Source organism: Streptomyces sp. SAS_281 (assembly GCF_052542855.1).
Genome location: NZ_JBMNDO010000149.1, coordinates 1 through 18,632 on the forward strand (window position 1 = coordinate 1; position 18,632 = coordinate 18,632).

General features: G+C 73.6%; 12 protein-coding genes. 6 read left to right on the forward strand and 6 right to left on the reverse strand.

The window, feature by feature from the left end; all coding sequences use genetic code 11:
- The first annotated feature begins 62 nt into the window (after window positions 1-62).
- The 4 genes from pulA (at window position 63) to ACN6LM_RS34190 (ending at window position 9,249) form a co-directional block, all read left to right on the forward strand.
- Window positions 63-5,387, forward strand: coding sequence for a pullulanase-type alpha-1,6-glucosidase (gene pulA, locus ACN6LM_RS34175; RefSeq protein WP_445069268.1), 5,325 nt, complete (start codon window positions 63-65; stop codon window positions 5,385-5,387).
- 95 nt (window positions 5,388-5,482) lie between these two features.
- Window positions 5,483-7,519 (forward strand): ATP-binding protein, encoded by a 2,037-nt coding sequence (locus tag ACN6LM_RS34180; RefSeq protein ID WP_445069269.1) that lies wholly within the window; start codon window positions 5,483-5,485, stop codon window positions 7,517-7,519.
- Window positions 7,520-7,600: 81 nt separating this feature from the next.
- Window positions 7,601-7,951: a 5-carboxymethyl-2-hydroxymuconate Delta-isomerase gene (locus tag ACN6LM_RS34185; RefSeq protein WP_445069270.1), complete on the forward strand. Its 351-nt coding sequence runs from the start codon at window positions 7,601-7,603 to the stop codon at window positions 7,949-7,951.
- 74 nt (window positions 7,952-8,025) lie between these two features.
- Window positions 8,026-9,249: a hypothetical protein gene (locus ACN6LM_RS34190; protein WP_445069271.1), complete on the forward strand. Its 1,224-nt coding sequence runs from the start codon at window positions 8,026-8,028 to the stop codon at window positions 9,247-9,249.
- A gap of 36 nt (window positions 9,250-9,285) precedes the next feature.
- Here the strand turns inward: ACN6LM_RS34190 and ACN6LM_RS34195 are convergent, their stop codons facing one another.
- The 3 genes from ACN6LM_RS34195 to ACN6LM_RS34205 form a co-directional block, all read right to left on the reverse strand.
- Window positions 9,286-10,008: a TetR/AcrR family transcriptional regulator gene (locus tag ACN6LM_RS34195; protein WP_445069272.1), complete on the reverse strand. Its 723-nt coding sequence runs from the start codon at window positions 10,006-10,008 to the stop codon at window positions 9,286-9,288.
- Window positions 10,009-10,109: 101 nt separating this feature from the next.
- Window positions 10,110-12,050: a hypothetical protein gene (locus ACN6LM_RS34200; protein WP_445069273.1), complete on the reverse strand. Its 1,941-nt coding sequence runs from the start codon at window positions 12,048-12,050 to the stop codon at window positions 10,110-10,112.
- 67 nt (window positions 12,051-12,117) lie between these two features.
- The gene (locus ACN6LM_RS34205) at window positions 12,118-12,663 is read right to left on the reverse strand and encodes a carboxymuconolactone decarboxylase family protein (protein ID WP_445069274.1); all 546 of its coding nucleotides are present in this window, start codon (window positions 12,661-12,663) and stop codon (window positions 12,118-12,120) included.
- A 69-nt stretch (window positions 12,664-12,732) separates the two neighbouring features.
- Between ACN6LM_RS34205 and ACN6LM_RS34210 the strand changes: the two genes are divergently transcribed.
- Window positions 12,733-13,236, forward strand: a complete 504-nt coding sequence (locus ACN6LM_RS34210; RefSeq protein ID WP_445069275.1) for a MarR family winged helix-turn-helix transcriptional regulator — start codon at window positions 12,733-12,735, stop codon at window positions 13,234-13,236.
- 23 nt (window positions 13,237-13,259) lie between these two features.
- On the opposite strand, the gene ACN6LM_RS34215 is transcribed toward ACN6LM_RS34210, so the two are convergent.
- Together ACN6LM_RS34215 and ACN6LM_RS34220 are read right to left on the reverse strand one after the other, a co-directional pair.
- Window positions 13,260-13,907 (reverse strand): LuxR C-terminal-related transcriptional regulator, encoded by a 648-nt coding sequence (locus ACN6LM_RS34215; protein WP_445069276.1) that lies wholly within the window; start codon window positions 13,905-13,907, stop codon window positions 13,260-13,262.
- Complete coding sequence (locus ACN6LM_RS34220; protein WP_445069277.1) at window positions 13,892-15,160, reverse strand: sensor histidine kinase; 1,269 nt, start codon at window positions 15,158-15,160, stop codon at window positions 13,892-13,894. The genes ACN6LM_RS34215 and ACN6LM_RS34220 overlap by 16 nt, the downstream gene beginning before the upstream one ends.
- A gap of 240 nt (window positions 15,161-15,400) precedes the next feature.
- On the opposite strand from ACN6LM_RS34220, the gene ACN6LM_RS34225 reads away from it, so the two are divergent.
- Window positions 15,401-17,536 (forward strand): MMPL family transporter, encoded by a 2,136-nt coding sequence (locus ACN6LM_RS34225; protein WP_445069278.1) that lies wholly within the window; start codon window positions 15,401-15,403, stop codon window positions 17,534-17,536.
- A 73-nt stretch (window positions 17,537-17,609) separates the two neighbouring features.
- Here ACN6LM_RS34225 and ACN6LM_RS34230 read toward each other — a convergent pair whose 3' ends face one another.
- Window positions 17,610-18,194, reverse strand: a complete 585-nt coding sequence (locus tag ACN6LM_RS34230) for a winged helix-turn-helix domain-containing protein (protein ID WP_445069279.1) — start codon at window positions 18,192-18,194, stop codon at window positions 17,610-17,612.
- Between the last annotated feature and the right edge of the window lie 438 nt (window positions 18,195-18,632).

The following is an 18,632-nucleotide window of genomic DNA, read 5'->3' on the forward strand; positions in this document are numbered from 1 at the left end:
CCCCCCCCCCCCCCCCCCCCCCCGGCCCCGCACACCCCCGTACCCCTGCTAGGAGAGTCCGAGTGAAACGTCCGTACCCGCGCGTGCCCGCACGCAGAACGGCGACCGCCGTCGTCGCGGCCGCCCTGTGCGCGGCCCTGGTGCCCGCGCTGCCCGCCGCCGCGGCCCGGCCGCCCGCCGCGCCCTCGGACGCCGAACTGGCCTCCCGGGCCACCCGGCACGACCTGACCCGCGAGCAGTTCTACTTCGTGATGCCCGACCGGTTCGCGAACGGGGACACGGGCAACGACCGGGGCGGGCTCACCGGTTCGCGCCTGGAGACCGGATACGACCCCACCGACAAGGGGTTCTACCAGGGCGGCGACCTCAAGGGGCTGACCGACCGGCTCGACTACATCAAGGGGCTCGGCACCACCGCCATCTGGCTCGCGCCGATCTTCAAGAACCGGCCCGTGCAGGGCACCGGCAAGGACGCCTCGGCCGGCTACCACGGCTACTGGATCACCGACTTCACCCGGGTCGACCCGCACTTCGGCACCAACGCCGACCTGACGAAGCTGATCGACAAGGCCCACCGCAAGGGCATGAAGGTCTTCTTCGACGTCATCACCAACCACACCGCCGACACCGTCGACTACGCCGAGAAGACCTACGGCTACCGGTCCAAGGGCGCCTACCCCTACCTCGACCGCGACGGCCGCCCCTTCGACGACGCCGCCGGCATGGCGAAGGCGGACACCGACTCCTTCCCGTACAAGCCGGTGAGCGGCGGCGGCAAGACGCCGTCCTGGCTCAACGACCCGACGATGTACCACAACCGCGGGGACTCCACGTACGCCGGCGAATCCACCACGTACGGCGACTTCTCGGGCCTGGACGACCTGTGGACCGAGCGGCCCGAGGTCGTCTCCGGCATGGAGAAGATCTACGAGAAGTGGGTCCGGGACTTCGACATCGACGGGTTCCGGATCGACACCGTCAAACACGTCGACATGGACTTCTGGACCCAGTGGGCGACCGCGCTCGACGCGTACGCGGCCAAGCACGGGCGCGAGGACTTCTTCATGTTCGGCGAGGTCTACTCCTCGGACACCGCCGTCACCTCGCCGTACGTCACGCAGGGCCGGCTGGACGCCACGCTCGACTTCCCCTTCCAGGAGGCGGCCCGGGGGTACGCCTCGCAGGGCGCCCCGGCCTCGAAGCTCGCCGCCGTCTTCGGCGACGACTACCGGTACACCACCGACAAGGCCAACGCCTACGAGCAGGTGACCTTCCTCGGCAACCACGACATGGGCCGCATCGGGACCTTCCTGAAGCAGGACAACCCGAAGGCCGGTGACGCGGAGCTGGTGAAGCGCGCGGAGCTCGCCAACGAGCTGATGTTCCTCAGCCGGGGCAACCCCGTCGTCTACTACGGCGACGAGCAGGGCTTCACGGGCGCCGGCGGCGACAAGGACGCCCGCCAGACGATGTTCGCCTCGAAGACCGCCGACTACCTGGACGACGACGAGCTGGGCACCGACCGCACGCACGCCTCCGACGCGTACGACGAGACCCACCCGCTCTACCGCTCCATCGCCGCCCTCTCGAAGCTGACCCGGGACAACCCGGCGCTCCGCGACGGCGTCCAGACCGAGCGGTACGCCGAGGGCTCCGTGTACGCCTTCTCGCGTACGGACGCCAGGCGCGGCGACGAGTACGTGGTCGCCGTCAACAACGGCACCTCCGCGAAGACCGTCGAGCTGTCCACCGACTCCGCCCGCATGGACTTCCGCACCCTGTACGGCGGTTCCGGCACGATCCGCAGTGGCGCCGACAAGAGGATCACGGTCACCGTCCCGGCCCTGTCGAGCATCGTGCTCCGCGCCGCGAAGCCCCTCGCGGCCCCGGCGGCCAAGCCCTCCGTCACCCTGAAGGCCCCGGCCGCCGGCGCCACCGGCACCGTCGAGCTGACCGCCGGCGTGGATGGCGGCTCGCTCAACCGGGTCGTCTTCGCCGCCCAGACCGGCAACGGCAAGTGGACCACCCTCGGCACCGCCGACCACGCCCCGTACAAGGTCACCCAGACGCTGAGCGACAAGACCGCCGCCGGAACACCGCTGCGCTACAAGGCCGTCGTGGTGGACCGCGCCGGCCGCACCGCGAGTGCCACCGCCTCGTCCACCGCCGGACAGGCGCCCGCCCCCGCCAGGCCCGTCGCCGTCGAGCGGGACTACGCCGTCGTCCACTACAAGCGCGCCGACGGCGACTACGACGGCTGGCGGCTGAAGTCCGGCGGGACCACCGCCGCCTTCGCCGGGCGCGACGCGTACGGCGCGTTCGCGTGGGTCGAGGTGCCCGAGGGCGCCGCCACCGTCCCGTACACCGTCGAGAAGGACGGATCCGCCGAGGGGCCCGAGCGCACCGTGGACCTCGCCAGGACCGGTGAGGTGTGGATCGCGCAGGGCGAGGACGGCCAGGCCGACACCGCGCCCGACGGCGCCCACCCGGCGCAGGACACCACCAAGGCCGTCCTGCACTACTACCGCGCCGACGGCGACTACGACGGCTGGGGGCTGCACACCTGGACCGGCGCCAAGGAGCCCACGGACTGGGCGAAGCCGCTCCAGCCCGTGAAGAAGGACGCCTCCGGGCTCACCTTCGAGGTCCCCCTCACCGACGGGGCCACCTCGCTCAGCTACATCCTGCACCGGGGCGACGAGAAGGACCTCCCCAGCGACCAGGCCCTCGACCTCGCCACCTACGGCCACGAGGTGTGGCTGCTCGGCGGCCGGGCCGGCTACCTGCTCCCGCAGGCCGGCGGAGTACCCACGCCCGACCTCACCAAGGCCGAGGCGCAGTGGATCGACGCCGGCACGGTCGTCTGGAAGGTGAAGGCCACCGAGGCCACCAGCCAGCAGCTCGTGTACGCGAAGGACGGCGGCATCACCGTCCGGGACGGCGCCCTCAGCGACGAGGGCCAGTGGCTGCGCCTCACCCCGTCCGCGCTGACCGACGCCCAGAAGGCCACGTACCCGCACCTCAAGGACTACCCCGCCTTCACCGTCGACGCCCGGGACCGCGACCGCGTCCGCGAGGCCCTGCGCGGCCAGCTCATCGCCACCCAGCGCGCCGCCAACGGGGCCCTGCTCGCCGCCACCGGCGTGCAGAGCGCCGGAGTCCTCGACGACCTCTACGGCGCCAAGGCGAGCGGTGCCGCACTCGGTCCGGTCTTCCGCCACGGCACCCCCACCCTCTCCGTGTGGGCCCCCACCGCCCGTACGGTCGCGCTCGAACTCGACGGGCGGACCGTGCGCATGCGGCGCGACGACCGCACCGGCGTCTGGTCCGTCACGGGCAGGAAGAACTGGACCGGCAAGCCCTACCGGTACGTCGTGAACGTCTGGGCGCCCACCGTCCAGAAGCTCGTCACCAACAAGGTCACCGACCCCTACTCCACCGCGCTCACCACCGACTCCGCCCGCAGCCTCGTCGTCGACCTGGAGGACCGGAAGCTCGCCCCCAAGGGCTGGGACCAGCTCCGCAAGCCCGCCGCCGTGCCGCTGCGCGACGCGCAGATCCAGGAGCTCCAGATCCGCGACTTCTCCATCGCGGACCCCACCTCCAGGCACCCCGGCGAGTACCTGGCCTTCACCGACACCCGCTCCGACGGGATGAAGCACCTCAAGCAGCTCGCCGACGCCGGCACCAGCTACGTCCACCTGCTGCCCGCCTTCGACATCGGCACCATCCCCGAGAACAAGAAGGACCAGCGGAAGCCCGCCTGCGACCTGTCGGTCTACGCCCCCGACTCCGCCGAACAGCAGGCGTGCGTGGCGAAGGCCGCCGCGAAGGACGCCTTCAACTGGGGCTACGACCCGCTGCACTACACCGTCCCCGAGGGCAGCTACGCCTCCGACCCGGACGGCACGAAGCGCACGGTCGAGTTCCGGCAGATGGTCCAGGGCCTCAACGGCGCCGGACTGCGCACCGTCATGGACGTCGTCTACAACCACACCGTCGCCTCCGGCCAGGCCGCCACGTCCGTCCTCGACCGGATCGTGCCCGGCTACTACCAGCGGCTCCTGGAGGACGGCACCGTCGCCACCTCCACCTGCTGCGCCAACACCGCCCCCGAGAACACCATGATGGGCAAACTCGTCGTGGACTCGGTCGTCACCTGGGCCAAGGAGTACAAGGTCGACGGCTTCCGCTTCGACCTGATGGGCCACCACCCCAAGGCCAACATCCTGGCCGTGCGCAAGGCCCTCGACGCGCTGACCGTGGCCAAGGACGGCGTGGACGGCAAGAAGATCATCCTGTACGGGGAGGGCTGGAACTTCGGCGAGATCGCCGACGACGCCCGCTTCGTCCAGGCCACCCAGAAGAACATGGCCGGCACCGGCATCGCCACCTTCTCCGACCGGGCCCGCGACGCCGTACGCGGCGGCTCCCCGTTCGACGAGGACCCCGGCGTCCAGGGCTTCGCCACCGGCCTCTACACCGACCCCAACACCTCCACCGCCAACGGCACGCAGGCCGAGCAGAAGGCCCGCCTGCTGCACTACCAGGACCTGATCAAGGTCGGCCTCACCGGCAACCTCGCCGACTACACGTTCACCGACACCTCCGGGAACACCGTCAAGGGCTCCGGCGTCGACTACAACGGCGCCCCGGCCGGCTACGCCGCCGCACCCGGTGACGCCCTCGCCTACGCCGACGCCCACGACAACGAGACCCTGTACGACGCGCTCGCGTTCAAGCTCCCGGCGGGCACCCCGGCCGCCGACCGGGCCCGCATGCAGGTCCTGGCCATGGCGACGGCGACCCTCTCGCAGGGCCCCGCGCTCTCCCAGGCCGGCACGGACCTGCTGCGCTCCAAGTCGCTGGACCGCAACTCCTTCGACAGCGGTGACTGGTTCAACGCCCTGCACTGGGACTGCCGGGCCGGCAACGGCTTCGGGCGCGGACTGCCGCCCGCCGCGGACAACGAGGCCAAGTGGCCCTACGCGAAGCCCCTGCTGACCAACGACACGGTCAGCCCGGGCTGCGCACAGATCGACGGCGCCTCGGCCGCGTACCGCGACCTGCTCACCATCCGCACCACGGAGAAGGACTTCGACCTGGCGTCCGCCGCGCAGGTGCAGTCCCGGCTCTCCTTCCCGCTGTCCGGCGAGGACGAGACCCCCGGCGTGATCACCATGCGCCTCGGCACCCTCGTCGTCGTCTTCAACGCCGCGCCCGGCACCAGCACCCAGAAGGTCGCCGAGCTGGCCGGCAAGGACTACGCCCTGCACCCCGTGCAGGCGAAGGGCGCGGATTCTACCGTCAAGAAGTCCTCCTACGAGCGGAGTTCGGGCAGCTTCACCGTTCCGGGACGCACAGTGGCGGTGTTCACCCTGCGCTGACCGTCACAGGACTACCGTATGGGCACCCGCCCGGGGGTGCAGCTCCACACACCCCCGGGCACGCCTTTCACTCCACCTGTGCAGCGACGGTGACGATGGCCAGCAACCTCCCCGAGGAGACCACCAGCTTTGTCGGACGGACGGCCGAGCTCACCGGGCTCGAACACGCCCTCGCCACCGGCCGGCTGACCACCCTCACCGGCACCGGAGGCGTGGGGAAGACCCGGCTCGCGCTCCGCGCCGCCCGCCGTGCCGCACCCGGCTACCGCGACGGCGTCCGGTGGGCCGACCTCGCCCCGCTGCACGACGACGAACTCCTCCTCGCCACCGTCTCCGACGCGGTCGGCCTCAGCGACCACACCCTGCGCGCGCCCATCGACGTGCTGTGCGAATGGCTCGGCGACAAACAGCTCCTGCTCGTCCTGGACTCCTGCGAGCACCTGCGCCCCGCCTGCGCCCACCTCCTCGGCGAGATCCTGACCACCTCGCCGGGACTCACCGTCCTCGCCACCAGCCGCCAGCCCCTCGACCTCCGGGGCGAACAGCTCGTGGAGGTCGACCCGCTGCCCGTCGACGGCGCCGCCGACGCGCTCACCCTCTTCCGGGAACGCGCCACGGCCGCCGCCCCCGCCACCCCGTTCCGGGAACCCGGCACCGCCGAGGCCGCCGCCGACATCTGCCGCCGCCTCGACGGCATCCCGCTCGCCATCGAGCTCGCCGCCGCCGCGGTCGGCCGGCAGAGCGTGCAGGAGATCGCCCAGCGCCTCGGCTCCCGGCTCGACGCCTTCGCCGACGCCACCCTCCGCCCGGTCCGCCACCGCACCCTGCGCACCACCATCGGCTGGTCCCACGAGCTGTGCAGCCCGCTCGAACGGCTCCTGTGGGCCCGGCTCACCGTGCTCCGCGGCGACTTCGACGAGGACACCGCCGTCACCGTCTGCGCCGGCGGCCCCCTCACCGGGGACGGCGTCCGCACCGCCCTGCGCGGCCTGGCCGCCAAGTCCGTCGTCACCCGCGAGGGCACCCGCCACCGCATGCTCGACACCCTGCGCGAGTACGGCCGGATGTGGCTCGCGGAGCTGGGCGAGGAACGGTCCGCCGCCGACCGGCACGCCGCCTGCTTCCTGAGCCTCGCCCGGAACGCCCACGCGGGCTGGACCGGCGACGACCAGATCCTCTGGTACCACCGCATCGCCGACGCGCACGCCGACCTGTGCGCCGCGCTCGACCACCTCCTCGCGCACGACACCGCCACCGCCCAGGAGATGGCCGGCCGCATCGGCTTCTTCTGGTGCTGCTGCGGCCACCTCCCACAGACCCGGGGCTACGCCCAGCGCGCCCTGGACACCGGACCGGCCGACGGCCCCCACCGCACCCGGGTGCTGTGGGTGCTCGGCATCTGCGTCCTCCTCCAGGGCGACTACCCGGCCGCCGAACGCATCGGCAGGGAGTGCGTCCGCGCGGCCGCCGCCGACGGCACCGACGAGGGCATCCTCGCCGCCGCGTACCTGCGCGGACTCACCCACCTGATGACCGGCGAGCCCGAGAAGGGCCTCCGCGAGGCGCAGCGGGTGCTCCGGACCACCGCGTCCGGCACCCGCCTCGAAGCGGCCTACCGGCTGCGCTGCCACCTCATCACCGTCTTCGCCCTCACCGGGCTCGGCCGGCTGGAGGAGGCCGCGTCGGCCGCCGTCGTGCTGCGGGCGGCCTGCGAAGCCCAGGACGAGTGCTGGACCCGGTCCTACGTGGACTACCAACTCGCCCTGATCGCCCTGCTCCAGGGCCGCGCCGCACCCGCCGCCGCGCACGCCCGGGCCATGCTCGCCGGCAAGCACCGGCTCCGCGACCGCTTCGGCATCGCGCTCGGCCTGGACATCCTGGCCGCCGCCATCGCCGCCCAGGGCGAGGGGGCCAGGGCCGCCCGGGTCTACGGCACCGGACAGGTCTACTGGCGCATGGTCGGCCACCCCCAGCGCGGCACCCCCGAGCTCGGCCCGGTCCGCGAGACCTGCGAGCGGCGCGCCCGGGAGGCCGTCGGCGACGCGGCGTACCGGCGCGCGTTCGAACAGGGCCGGGCCGACAGCGCGGAGGCGGGCCTCGCCCTGGCGCTGCACGGGGAGCTGCTCACCTAGCGGATACCTGTTGTGCGACCTTCACCGGTACGGGGAGGCTGGACACCGTCCGCCCACCGCCCGACCGCCCCGGAGGCCGTCATGCCGCAGATCACCGTCGACTACTCCGCCGAACTCGGCGACACCTTCGACCGCCCCGCCTTCGCCCTCGCGCTGCACCCGGTCGTCGCCGCGACCGTCGACACCAAGATCGCCGCCTGCAAGACCCGGTTCCGCCGGGCCGAGGAGACCGTGGTGGCGGACGCGCCGGCCGGAGACGTGCTCGTGCACGTGGACATCTCGCTGCTGCCCGGCCGCACCCCGGAGACCAAGGCCCGGCTCACCGAGGCCGTCCTGGAGCTCCTGCGCGCCCACCTCGGCACGGTCACCGGTCCGGCACCGCACCTCTCGGCCGAGGCCCGGGACCTGGACCCCTCCTACCGCAAGGTCTGACCCGGCCCGGGTGCAACCCGGCGGGCGGGCCACGGCACTTACCGGGTGAGACCGTCTCCGGAAGGAACCACCCCGTGCTGAAGTACAGCCGCCGCTCACTGCTCCACGCCGCCGTCGCCACGGCCGCCCTGACCGTCGCCCTGTCCGCGCCCGTGCCCGCCTCCGCGCTGGACGGGCCCGCACGCGCCTGGGCGGCCGAGGCGGCCCCGTACAGCGACGCCACGCTCCTCGACGTCGCGAACGTGGGGCGGGGGAGGACCTGGGCGGCCGGGTTCACCGTCCACAACGAGGGCCAGGTGACCCGCTTCCGGCCCGTCGTGGCCGAACGCGCAGAGCCCGGAGCGGCGTGGACGCCCGTGGAGTCGGCGACCACGGCCGCCGGGGACGTCAGCAGCCGGGTCAACGCCATGGACGCGAACGGCGGCCGTGACGTGTGGCTCGTCGGCGACGACTCCGCCGCCCTGGACGGAAAGGTGTACACCCAGCACTTCGACGGCGAGCGCTGGCAGGTCGTGGCGGCGGAGCTGCCGGAGAAGTCGGACGCCGGTTCGCTGCTGGACGTGGACGCCCGTGCGGGCGGCGCCTGGGCCGCCGGGAACGCGCAGATCGAGGTCTCCCGCACCTGGAACGAGGCGAAGGGGACGTGGAACATCCAGTACCGGACCGCCGGAATCGTCCGCCACTTCGACGGGACGGCCTGGCATGACGTACCGCTTCCCGAACTGCCCGGCGAGTACTGGTACCTGAACGGCATACAGGCGGTCGCCGCCGATGACGTCTGGGCGGCCGGTTACGACGGTGACACCGGCCGCCCCCTGCTGCTGCACTACGACGGCGCCACCTGGCAGCGGGTGGACGCCCCCGGCGTCACGGACGTCCCCGGGCAGGCCCAGAAGTTCGCGGTGACCGGGGACGGCGCGCTGTGGCTGGTGGGCGAGGACTGGTCGCCCGAGGACGGGACTACGCGCGCCCTGGTCGCCCGCCACGACGCCACCGGCTGGCACAAGCTCGCCGTGCCGGACGTGCCCGCACGGCTCTTCGGTGTCACCGCACGCTCCGGGGGCGGGATCGCCGTCGTGGGCCAGACCCTCGGTGAGCGGCGGGACGCGCTGGCGTGGGCCTGGAATCCGACGGGCCGCAACCACTGGAAGGACCTCGGACTCCCGCAGCCCACGGCGTCGGGCCCGGTGGAGAACGTCGCGAACGCGGTGACCGGAGGCAGGGCGGGACTCACGGTGGTCGGCACCTCGACCGCCGGGGGCGCGGAGCCCCAGCCGTTCGTGTCCGTACGACGCTGAACCCCGGAGGCGGCACGCGGCCCCTCGCGTGCCGCCTTACGGCAGCCGCTGCGCGGGCACCGCCGGCACGGCGGGTGCGAGGGCGGAGAGCCGGGCCAGCAGGTCCCCGAACGGCCCGTCCGCCGGCTCCTGCGCCAGCACCCGCAGCACGATCCCCGCCATCTCCTCGTCGTACGCCGCGCTCACGGCGGCCAGCGCCGCGAAGTCGTGCACGAGCTGCAACTCCAGCTCCGCCCGGGGCACCCGCCGCCCGTCCAGCCAGAGCAGCGCCGTCGCCTCGGCGAGCGACACCCAGGACCGGACGACCAACTCCAGCCGGGCCGGGGGCTCCCCGACGTCCAGATGGGCCAGGATCTGTTCGCAGGCGGCCCGGCGCACCCCGTCGACCATGGCGTTCGCCGTGGACGAACCCACCGCGGGGCCGCCCCGCATCAGCGCCGCGAACCCGGGTCCGTGCTCGTCCACGAAGTCGAAGAACCGGTCCATCACCCGCAACAGCCGGGCGCCGAGCGGACCTTCGCGCGGCTCCAGGAACCTGGCCGCCAGCTCGTCGGCCGCCCGGCGCAACGCCGCCTCGTACAGACTCTGTTTGCCCGGGAAGTAGTGGTAGACCAGGGGCCGCGAGATCCCGGCCGCCGCCGCGATCTCATCGATCGACACCTCGTCCGGCGCCCGGTGGCTGAACAACTCCAGGGCGACGCCGATCAGCTGCTGCCTGCGCTCCTCGACGCCCATCCTGCGCCGCACCCCGGTCGTCATGGCCCCCAGCGTACCGACCGGTGGGTCCGGCCGGATCGGAGGTCCGGCACCGTGAGACGCGGTCCGGAGGGGGGTCCGTGCGCACGGCGTCCGGCGGCGGATCAGTGCAGCGCGCCGACCCGGCTGCCGTCCTTCAGCCGTCCGTCGAGCCGCGGCCGGACGCCCTCGGCCGCGGGGACCGCGAGCAGCCGCCCCCGCACGGTGCCCGCCACCCCGCCCGACGTGGACAGCGACGCGAACTGCCCGCTGCCCGCCGCCAGGACGTACCACCGCCCGCCCGGCGACTGCCACAGCACGCCCGCCAGCACCCTGGGCACCCGCGCCCCGCACTCCGGCGCGTCCTCCGCGCGCGCCGCGACCGCGCCGGGCGCCGCCGGCCGGGCGGACGGGGCCTGGAACTGGACGACGACCCTGCTCCCCGAGCCCCGCCAGGTCTCCGCCCGGGTGCACAGCCAGTGCGCCGTGCCACCGTCCTCGGGCAGCGCCTGCCGGGCGTAGGCCCAGGAGTTGACGGACCGCACCCCGTGCGACCGGACCTCCCGCAGCAGACACGCGGTCCGCGCCCAGCTCTCCCGTTCGGCCCGCCCCGTGACGTCGTGCGGGCTCCCCGGGGCGCCCGAGGTCAGCCGGGCCGGGGCCAGCTCGCCCAGGTCCGTGACCAGCCGCACCGATGAGCCCCCGGCCAGCTCGACGGCCTCCCAGGACCGGCAGCCGGAGCCCGCCGCCGGGTCGGCCAGCGGGCCGGTCACCCCGTCCGGGGAGCGGTGCAGCGGGCGCGGCGCCCGGTCCGGCGCGCGCAGGTCCCGCACCTTGGCCCCCCGCACCCAGGGCGCCGTCAGATAGCGCACCCCGTCCCCGGTCCGGGCCACCACCAGCGCGCCCGACGACGCCTCGTCCGCCCCGTCCACCCGGGCGAAGTCGAGGGCGGCGCCCAGCGCGGGGTCGGCGTTGCGCGGCTCCGCGTACCGCACCACGCGCAGCCCGTCGTGGAACAGCACCACGGCGGATTCCCCCACTTCACCCGCGTACAGCAGCTGCGGGGCGCCCATCGGCGGGCCCGTGGGCGTGCCGGGCGTCGCCGAGGTCCGGACCCCGGCGCCCGGCCGGGCCCACACCTCAAGGGCCCGCCGCAGCAGCCGGGTGTCCCCGGTGCGGTCGCCGCGCGTGGGCCAGACGGTGAAGTCCGTACGCGGCGAGCGGAGCCAGTACGACGCGGGCACCCGGCGCAACGCCCCCGGGTCCAGGGCCGCTTCGGACGCCGGATTGCGCGCGTACAGCGGGGCGGACCGCGACGCGTGCCCCCAGCCGTCGCCGGGCAGACCGAGCAGCGCCCCGCACACCAGGAGCGCGGCGCCGGCGGCGAGCGCGGTGCGGGCCCGTCTGCGGCGGCCCGGCAGATCGGGCGGCCGGGCCTGGAGCGAGCAGGGGTCGAACTCCGGGGAGCCCAGCAGCGCGTAGCCGGCCCGCACCCCGTCCGCCTCGGTCAGGGCCGCGTGCGGATCGGCGACCCCGGCGGCGGCCAGCTCCCGCCGGACATCGCCGTCCGCGAGTTCCTCCAAGCCGCGCAGGACGAACGCGGCCCGGGCGGGGGCGGTGAGCGCCGCCAGCTCCCGCTCCAGGGCGAGTTCCCCGGCGCCGCCCGGGTGCGGGAGCAGGCGGAGGCCCCATGCCGACGGCAGGGCGGGCGGCAACGCGGCGCGGCGCGGCCAGGGCCGGAAGCGCCGGGCGCGCCCCGCCGCCAGCGCCCGGCGCAGCACCTGGCGCCGCACGTAGGTGTACGCGGGGTCGGCGTCGTCGGTGCGGCCGGGGCGGCGGGCCCGGCGGGGGAGGGGGACGGCGGCGGCTCCGGCGCGGTGGGCCGCCTGGAGGGAGCGCTGCGCGAGGGCGTGGGCGGCGAACACGCGCCGGGCGCGGCTCGGCGAGGGCGGCAGCAGGAGGTAGCCGATCCGCACCAGCCGCGGGTAGTGCTCGACCAGCGCGGCCTCGGCCTGTTCCGCGTCGACCGGAGCGACGGGCGGCGGTAGCTCTGACGGTAGGCGCACATTCAGCTGAACGAGCGAATGGTGCGATGGTCACTCCGGGCGGCGTGCGCCGGATGCTCCGCGGGTGTCAGGCGAACCGGGCCAGCGGGCCGTCGACCGGCGCTGCGGTCATCCGGTTGGCGAAGGTGGACAGGGTGTAGGCGGCGATGCCGAGGGTCACCTCCAGCGCGTTGCGCGTGGTGTAGCCGTGGGCCGTGAACGCCTCGATCGCCGTGCCGTCCACGGCCCCGTGCGCGGCGAGGACGGCCAGGGTGAACTGCCGCATGGCTTCCAGGCGTCCGTCCGGGAGCGGGGTGCCCTCGCGCAGGGCGGCGACGAGGGCGGGCGCGGCGTCCAGGGCGGTGAGTATGCCGGTGTGCATCGCCACGCAGACGTGGCAGTCGTTCCGGGTGGCCATGGTCATGCTCAGGACCTCGCGCGAGAGCTTGTCCAGGGTGGTGGACTCGAAGAGCGCGTTCATCCTGAGGAAGCCGTTCAGCACCTCGGGGGAGGTGGCCATCCGCCCGGCGGCGGCCGGCAGGAAGCCCTGCTTCCCGGCGATGGCGGCCAGCCCGGGGCGGGCGGCGGCGGGGGCGGATTCGAGGGTGTGGTCGGGGAAGGCGGTCGCGGGCATGGTGGGGCCTCTCGGGTAAACTCGACAACGTGATTGACGAAAACGTAAACCAGGTTGTCGAGTTTCGCAATGGCTGAGAGTGCGGGCGGGCAGGGAGAAGTGCGCCCCGAGGAGATCGGCAGGGGTTTCGAGCTGCCCCTTCTGCTGTTCGCCGGCTTCCGTACGGTCATCGACGCGCTCCACCGCGAGCTGGCCGAGCAGGGACACCCGGACATGCGGCCCGCGTACGGCTACGCCCTCCAGGCCGTCGGCATCGAGGGGGCGACCGCCAGCGAGATCGGCCGCCGCCTGGGCGTCTCCAAGCAGGCCGCCGGCAAGACCGTCGACCGGCTGGAAAGCCTCGGTTACGTGGAACGCGCCGACGACCCGGCCGACGGGCGCCGCAAGCTGGTCCTGCTGACCTCGCGCGGCATCGATGTGCTCCGGCGGTCCGCCGACGGCTTCGACCGGCTGCGCGCCGAGTGGGTCCGGGCCCTCGGCGCCGAGCGGGTCCGCGCCCTGGAGGACGACCTGCGCACGATGGCCCCGGGCGGCGCCTTCCGGCTCGACGTGGCGGCCTGGTTCAACGGCTGAGCCCAGCCGCCGCCGTCCCGCTCCTAACCCCGGTCCAGATACGCCAGTACGGCCAGAACGCGGCGGTTGTCGTCGTCGGACGGCGGCAGGCCCAGCTTCCCGAAGATGTTCGAGGTGTGCTTGGCCACCGCCCGCTCCGTGATCACCATCTGCGAGGCGATCGCCGCGTTCGACCGGCCCTGGGCCATCAGCCCCATGACCTCCCGCTCGCGCGGCGTCAGACCGCCCATCGGCTTGTCCTGCGAACGCCGCGTCAGCAGCTGCGAGATGACCTGCGGATCCATCGCCGTACCGCCCGCCGCGACCCGGCGGACCGCGTCGATGAACTGGTCCGCGTCGAACACCCGGTCCTTGAGCAGGTACCCGATCCCACCGTCGCCGTCCGCCAGCAGCTCGCGCGCGTACAACTGCTCGACGTGCTGCGAGAGTACGAGGACGGGCAGCCCGGGCCGCGCCCGCCGGGCCGCCAGCGCGCACTGCAGGCCCTCGTCCGTGTGGGACGGCGGGAGCCGGACGTCGACCACGGCGACGTCCGGCTCCAACTCGGCGAGGGCCTTGGTGAGTTCCGGCCCGGTCTCGACGGCGGCCGCGATCTCGAAGTCGTACGCCTCCAGCATCCGCACCAGGCCGTCGCGCAGCAGGAAGAGATCTTCGGCTAGGACAACTCGCAAGGGATCTCCATGGTCACCATGGTGGGACCGCCCGCGGGGCTGCTGACGGCCATGACGCCGTCGAATGTACCGAGCCGCCGTTCGATTCCGCTCAGCCCGGAACCCGCGCCCACCGAGGCGCCGCCCTTCCCGTTGTCCGTGACCGTGAACCGCAGCGATCCGTCGCTGTGGCGCAGGTCCACCCAGATCCGGTCGGCCCCCGAGTGCTTCGCCGCGTTCGTCAGCGCCTCGCTGATCGCGAAGTACGCCGCCGACTCCACCGGAGCCTCGGCCCGGCCCCCCAGCTCCACGGTCACATCGCACGGGACCGGCAGCCGCAGCGCCAGCGCCTTCACCGCGTCCCCGAGCCCGCGCTCCGCGAGCACCGGCGGGTGGATGCCCCGGACCAGGTCGCGCAGCTCCGTCAGCGCCTCGGCCGAGGACTCCCGGGCCATCGCCAGGAGCTGCTTCGCCTGCGCCGGGTCCTTCTCGATCAGCGCCTCGACGGTGCCGAGGTTCATCCCCATCGCCACCAGCCGGGCCTGCGCCCCGTCGTGCAGATCGCGCTCGATGCGCCGCAGCTCGGACGCGGCCGTGTCCACCGCCTCGTGCCTGGTCTCGGTCAACCGGTCGATGCGCAGCGCGAGTTCCTGTTCCTGGGTCGGGGCGAGCACCGACCGGGCCAGCACGAAGTGCGCGCGCAGCAGCCGCTCGCTCAGCAGCACCCCGGCGGCGAAGACCGCCACGCCGAGCGCGGCGGCCATCAGCCCCGTCGCCTGGCTGTCGACCGGGACGAAGGCGTACCAGTACCGGTCGTCCGTGAAGACCCGCCACAGCCCCGCCGCCAGGACGAACCCCTCCACCGGGTAGACCATCAGCGCCGCGGCCAGGATCGCCACCGTGTAGCCGGCCGTCATGTCGATCAGCATCCACCGCATGTCCCGCCAGGTCGCCGGGTCCTTCAGCATCAGCGTGGTCCGCTCCACCTGCCCGGTGAACCCGCTCCGCAGATCCTTCGGGAACGGCCGGTACGGGACCGGTATGCGCACGTCCGACCAGGTGATCGCGAGCAGCCTGCGCTGGTTGGCGTGCTTGCGGACCGCCTCCAGGATGTACGGCGTGGTCACCAGGCCGATGCCCAGCGGGATCGTGGCCATGGAGACCAGCGCCAGCGAGAACAGCGTGCACGAGCCCGCGAGGGCGGCGAACGACACCACCAGCCCGCGCCACGCGGCCAGCAGCGCCGATCCGATCCGTCCCCGTTTCGCGTCCATCCCGGTCCCTCTTCCCCTCGCCGGGCCCTCGTGCCGGCCCCGTGTCGCACACAGTCTGACCCGGCACACCCGGCGCCGGGCAGCCGGTTCGCCACCCGGTGGGGGTGTACCCAGCACCACCCCCCGTTCCTCGCCCTGTGTGCCGGGTGACCGGGGGTTTCACCGGCTGGGGCGGCCGGCCCGGCGTTCCTAGATTCGAAGGGCATCGTCGGACTTCCACCAACAGGGGGCGAACCCGCCATGAGGCGTAACCTCGCGGCACGTATCGGTGTGTGGAGCGCACACCACCGCAAGACGGCCGTTCTCGGCTGGCTGCTCTTCGTCGTACTCGCCGCGGGCATCGGCGGTGCCTCGGGCATGGTCGAGATGACCGACGCCGAGAACGGCGCGGGCGACTCCGCCCGCGCCGAACAGATCCTCTCCGACGCGGGCCTCAGCCACCGGGCCGGCGAACTCGTCATGGTGTCCTCCGCCGAGCCGGACGGCTGGCGCACCGCCGCCCGCGAGCTGACCACCGCCATCCAGGACACCGGCCAGGTCACCGGCCTCGCGGACCCGGTGGCGTCCGAGGACCGCAAGGACGCGCTGATCACCTTCGAGATGAAGGGCGACCCGGACACGGCCCCCGACCGGGTGCAGCCCGTGCTGGACGCGGTCGCCGGGGTCGAGGAGGGGCATCCCGGCGTCACCGTCAGCCAGTTCGGGGACGCCAGCGCCGGCAAGTGGCTCGGCGACCTGCTCGCGGACGACTTCAAGAAGGCCGAGTTCACCGCCGTACCGCTGGCCCTCGGCATCCTGCTGGTCGCCTTCGGCGCCGTCGTCGCCGCCCTGCTGCCCGTCGGACTCGCGCTCACCGCGTGCATGGCCGCCTTCGGCCTGCTCTCGCTCGCCAGCCACCAGCTGCACCTGTTCCAGACCACGTACTCCGTGATGTTCCTGATGGGCTTCGCCGTCGGCGTCGACTACTGCCTCTTCTACCTGCGCCGCGAACGCGACGAGCGGGCCGCCGGACGCGACGCCGAGACCGCCCTGCGCATCGCCGCCGCCACCAGCGGCCGGGCCGTCCTGGTCTCCGGGATCACCGTGATGGTCGCCATGGCCGGCATGTTCCTGTCGGGGCTGATGCTCTTCAAGGGCTTCGCCCTCGCCACGATCACCGTCGTGTTCATCGCCATGCTCGGCTCCGTCACCGTGCTGCCCGCCCTGCTGTCCTGGCTCGGCGACCGCGTCGAGGCCGGGCGGGTGCCGCTGCTGAACCGGCGCGGCAAGCGGGGCGGCAAGCAGAGCGGCCGCATCGCCGGCCGGGTGCTGCGGCCCGTCCTCGACCGCCCGAAGTTCTTCGCCGCCGCCTCCGTCACCGTCCTGCTGGTGCTCGCCGCGCCCGCGATCGGCATGAAGACCGAATCCCTGGGCCTGGAGAAGCAGTTCGGCTCCGACTCCACGCTGTCCGTCGCCTACCGCCACATCAGCGAGACCTTCCCCGGCGGCCCCGCCCCGGCCCAGGTCGTCGTGGAGGCCGACGACATCACCGCCCCGGCCGTCCGCGAGGCCCTCGCCGGCTTCGACCACGTCACCGTGCACCGGGCGGAGAACGTCGCCGAGTTCGAGGTCCCGCTGCCCGGTGGGGAGAAGGACCTCACCGCCCTGCGCGAGGACCGCCTGCCCGCCGCCTTCGACTCCACCGGCGCCCGCGCCCACGTGACCGGCGAGATGGCCGGGTCCGTCGACTTCAACGACCAGCTGAAGCGCGGCATCGCCCCCGTCTTCCTCTTCATCGCCGCCGTGACGTTCCTGCTGATGCTGTTCTGCTTCCGCTCGTACGTGATCGCCGTGACGTCCATCGTCCTCAACCTGCTCTCCGTGGCCGCCGCGTACGGGGTGATGACGGCGGTCTTCCAGCACGGCTGGGGCGCCGGACTCATCGGCTCGGAGGGCGTCGGCGCGGTCGAGTCCTGGATGCCGCTGTTCGTCCTCGTCGTCCTGTTCGGCCTCTCGATGGACTACCACGTCTTCGTCGTCTCCCGGATCCGCGAGGCCCACGGGCGGGGGATCGGCAACCGGGCCGCGATCGACGAGGGCATCCGCCGCACGGCCGGCGCGGTGACCGGGGCGGCCGTGATCATGGTGGCGGTGTTCTCGGTCTTCGCCACCCTGTCCATGCAGGACATGCAGCAGATGGGCGTCGGCCTCGCGGTCGCGGTCCTGCTGGACGCCACGCTCGTACGGATGGTGCTGCTGCCCTCCGCGATGGCGCTGCTCGGCGAGCGCAACTGGCGCACCCCGCGCGGCCTGCGCCGGCTGCCGGGCCTGGACCACGGCGAACCCGCGGAGCCCCCGGCCCCGGCGCCGGACCTGGTCGGACCCGCACCGCGCTGACGCGGGTGTACGAGGCGGGCCCCGGTTCCGGTAGCGCGTACCGGAACCGGGGCCCGCCCCTTGGGCCTGCCCGTCAGGGCGTGTACTTGTACCCGACCCGGCGCACGGTCTGGATCGAGCGGCGGTGCTCGGCGCCCAGCTTGCGGCGCAGCCGGGCGATGTGGACGTCGACGGTGCGGCCGTCGCCCACGTGCCCGTAACCCCAGACCGTGGTCACCAGCTGGTCGCGGGTGTGGACGCGGTGGGGATGGGCCACCAGGTGGGCCAGGAGCTCGAATTCCAGGTAGGTGAGGTCCAGCGTCCGCCCGTTCACCGAAGCGGAGCGCTGTACGGAGTCGATGGTCACCGGGCCCGCCGCCCCCGGCTCGGCCTTCGCCGGCTCCGTCACCGCGTACTGCGCGGCGACGGCGGCGAAGGCCGGCTGCTGGTCGGCGGGCACGAGCACCAGGTAGCCGACCATCGGCGGGCGGCCCGGCAGGCTCGGCAGGGTGTGCTGGGGGGCGGGCAGCCAGGTCGCGCCCGGCGTCAGGAGCGCCGAGACGTCGGCCGGCCGGACGACCTCGTCGGGGGCGACGGCGCGCAGCCGGTGCCGGTCGGGGGCGGAGGGACGGACCGAGGAGGTCGCAGCGACAGCGGAGAAGGTACGGGTGTTCGCCATGAGGGTCAGCTCTTTCGCGCGAAGGAGTCGTCGGTGGACGGACTTGCCGCGTGCGCGCGGACCGGAGGCCGGGTGAGGGCTCAGAGGGCCGGCGCGCTCAGCGCGCGGCAACACACCCGGTCGAAGTCGTGGTGCTGACGGGACGGCCAGAACGGCTCGAGGTCGCTGCGACCGGTCGAGGTGTGCGGGAAGCTGGCCATGCCCCCCATTGAAGCAGAGAACCCGGCCCGGCAGCAGACCTCGCCCACCCGTCGATACGAGGCCTCTGCGTTACGTTCCTCACTCCTGGCCGCCGTACAGCCCTTAGGGCGTGTTTCGGAAGTCCCGCCTGTCCGGCGGCGCCTGGCACGCACGCTCGCCGCGTTGTCGGGATCGCCCCGATACACCCGGTATCGGGGCGACCCTCCGCCTTGCGATCGCACGCACCGGACGCCGCCG

Excerpts from the sequence above, each read along its gene's own strand:
- ACN6LM_RS34220 (WP_445069277.1), bottom strand. The coding sequence starts at position 15,160 with ATGGACGCGAAACGGGGACGGATCGGATCGGCGCTGCTGGCCGCGTGG.
- ACN6LM_RS34205 (WP_445069274.1), bottom strand. The coding sequence starts at position 12,663 with ATGCCCGCGACCGCCTTCCCCGACCACACCCTCGAATCCGCCCCCGCC.
- ACN6LM_RS34225 (WP_445069278.1), top strand. The coding sequence starts at position 15,401 with ATGAGGCGTAACCTCGCGGCACGTATCGGTGTGTGGAGCGCACACCAC.
- ACN6LM_RS34210 (WP_445069275.1), top strand. The coding sequence starts at position 12,733 with ATGGCTGAGAGTGCGGGCGGGCAGGGAGAAGTGCGCCCCGAGGAGATC.
- ACN6LM_RS34180 (WP_445069269.1), top strand. The coding sequence starts at position 5,483 with ATGGCCAGCAACCTCCCCGAGGAGACCACCAGCTTTGTCGGACGGACG.
- ACN6LM_RS34195 (WP_445069272.1), bottom strand. The coding sequence starts at position 10,008 with ATGACGACCGGGGTGCGGCGCAGGATGGGCGTCGAGGAGCGCAGGCAG.
- ACN6LM_RS34185 (WP_445069270.1), top strand. The coding sequence starts at position 7,601 with ATGCCGCAGATCACCGTCGACTACTCCGCCGAACTCGGCGACACCTTC.
- ACN6LM_RS34230 (WP_445069279.1), bottom strand. The coding sequence starts at position 18,194 with ATGGCGAACACCCGTACCTTCTCCGCTGTCGCTGCGACCTCCTCGGTC.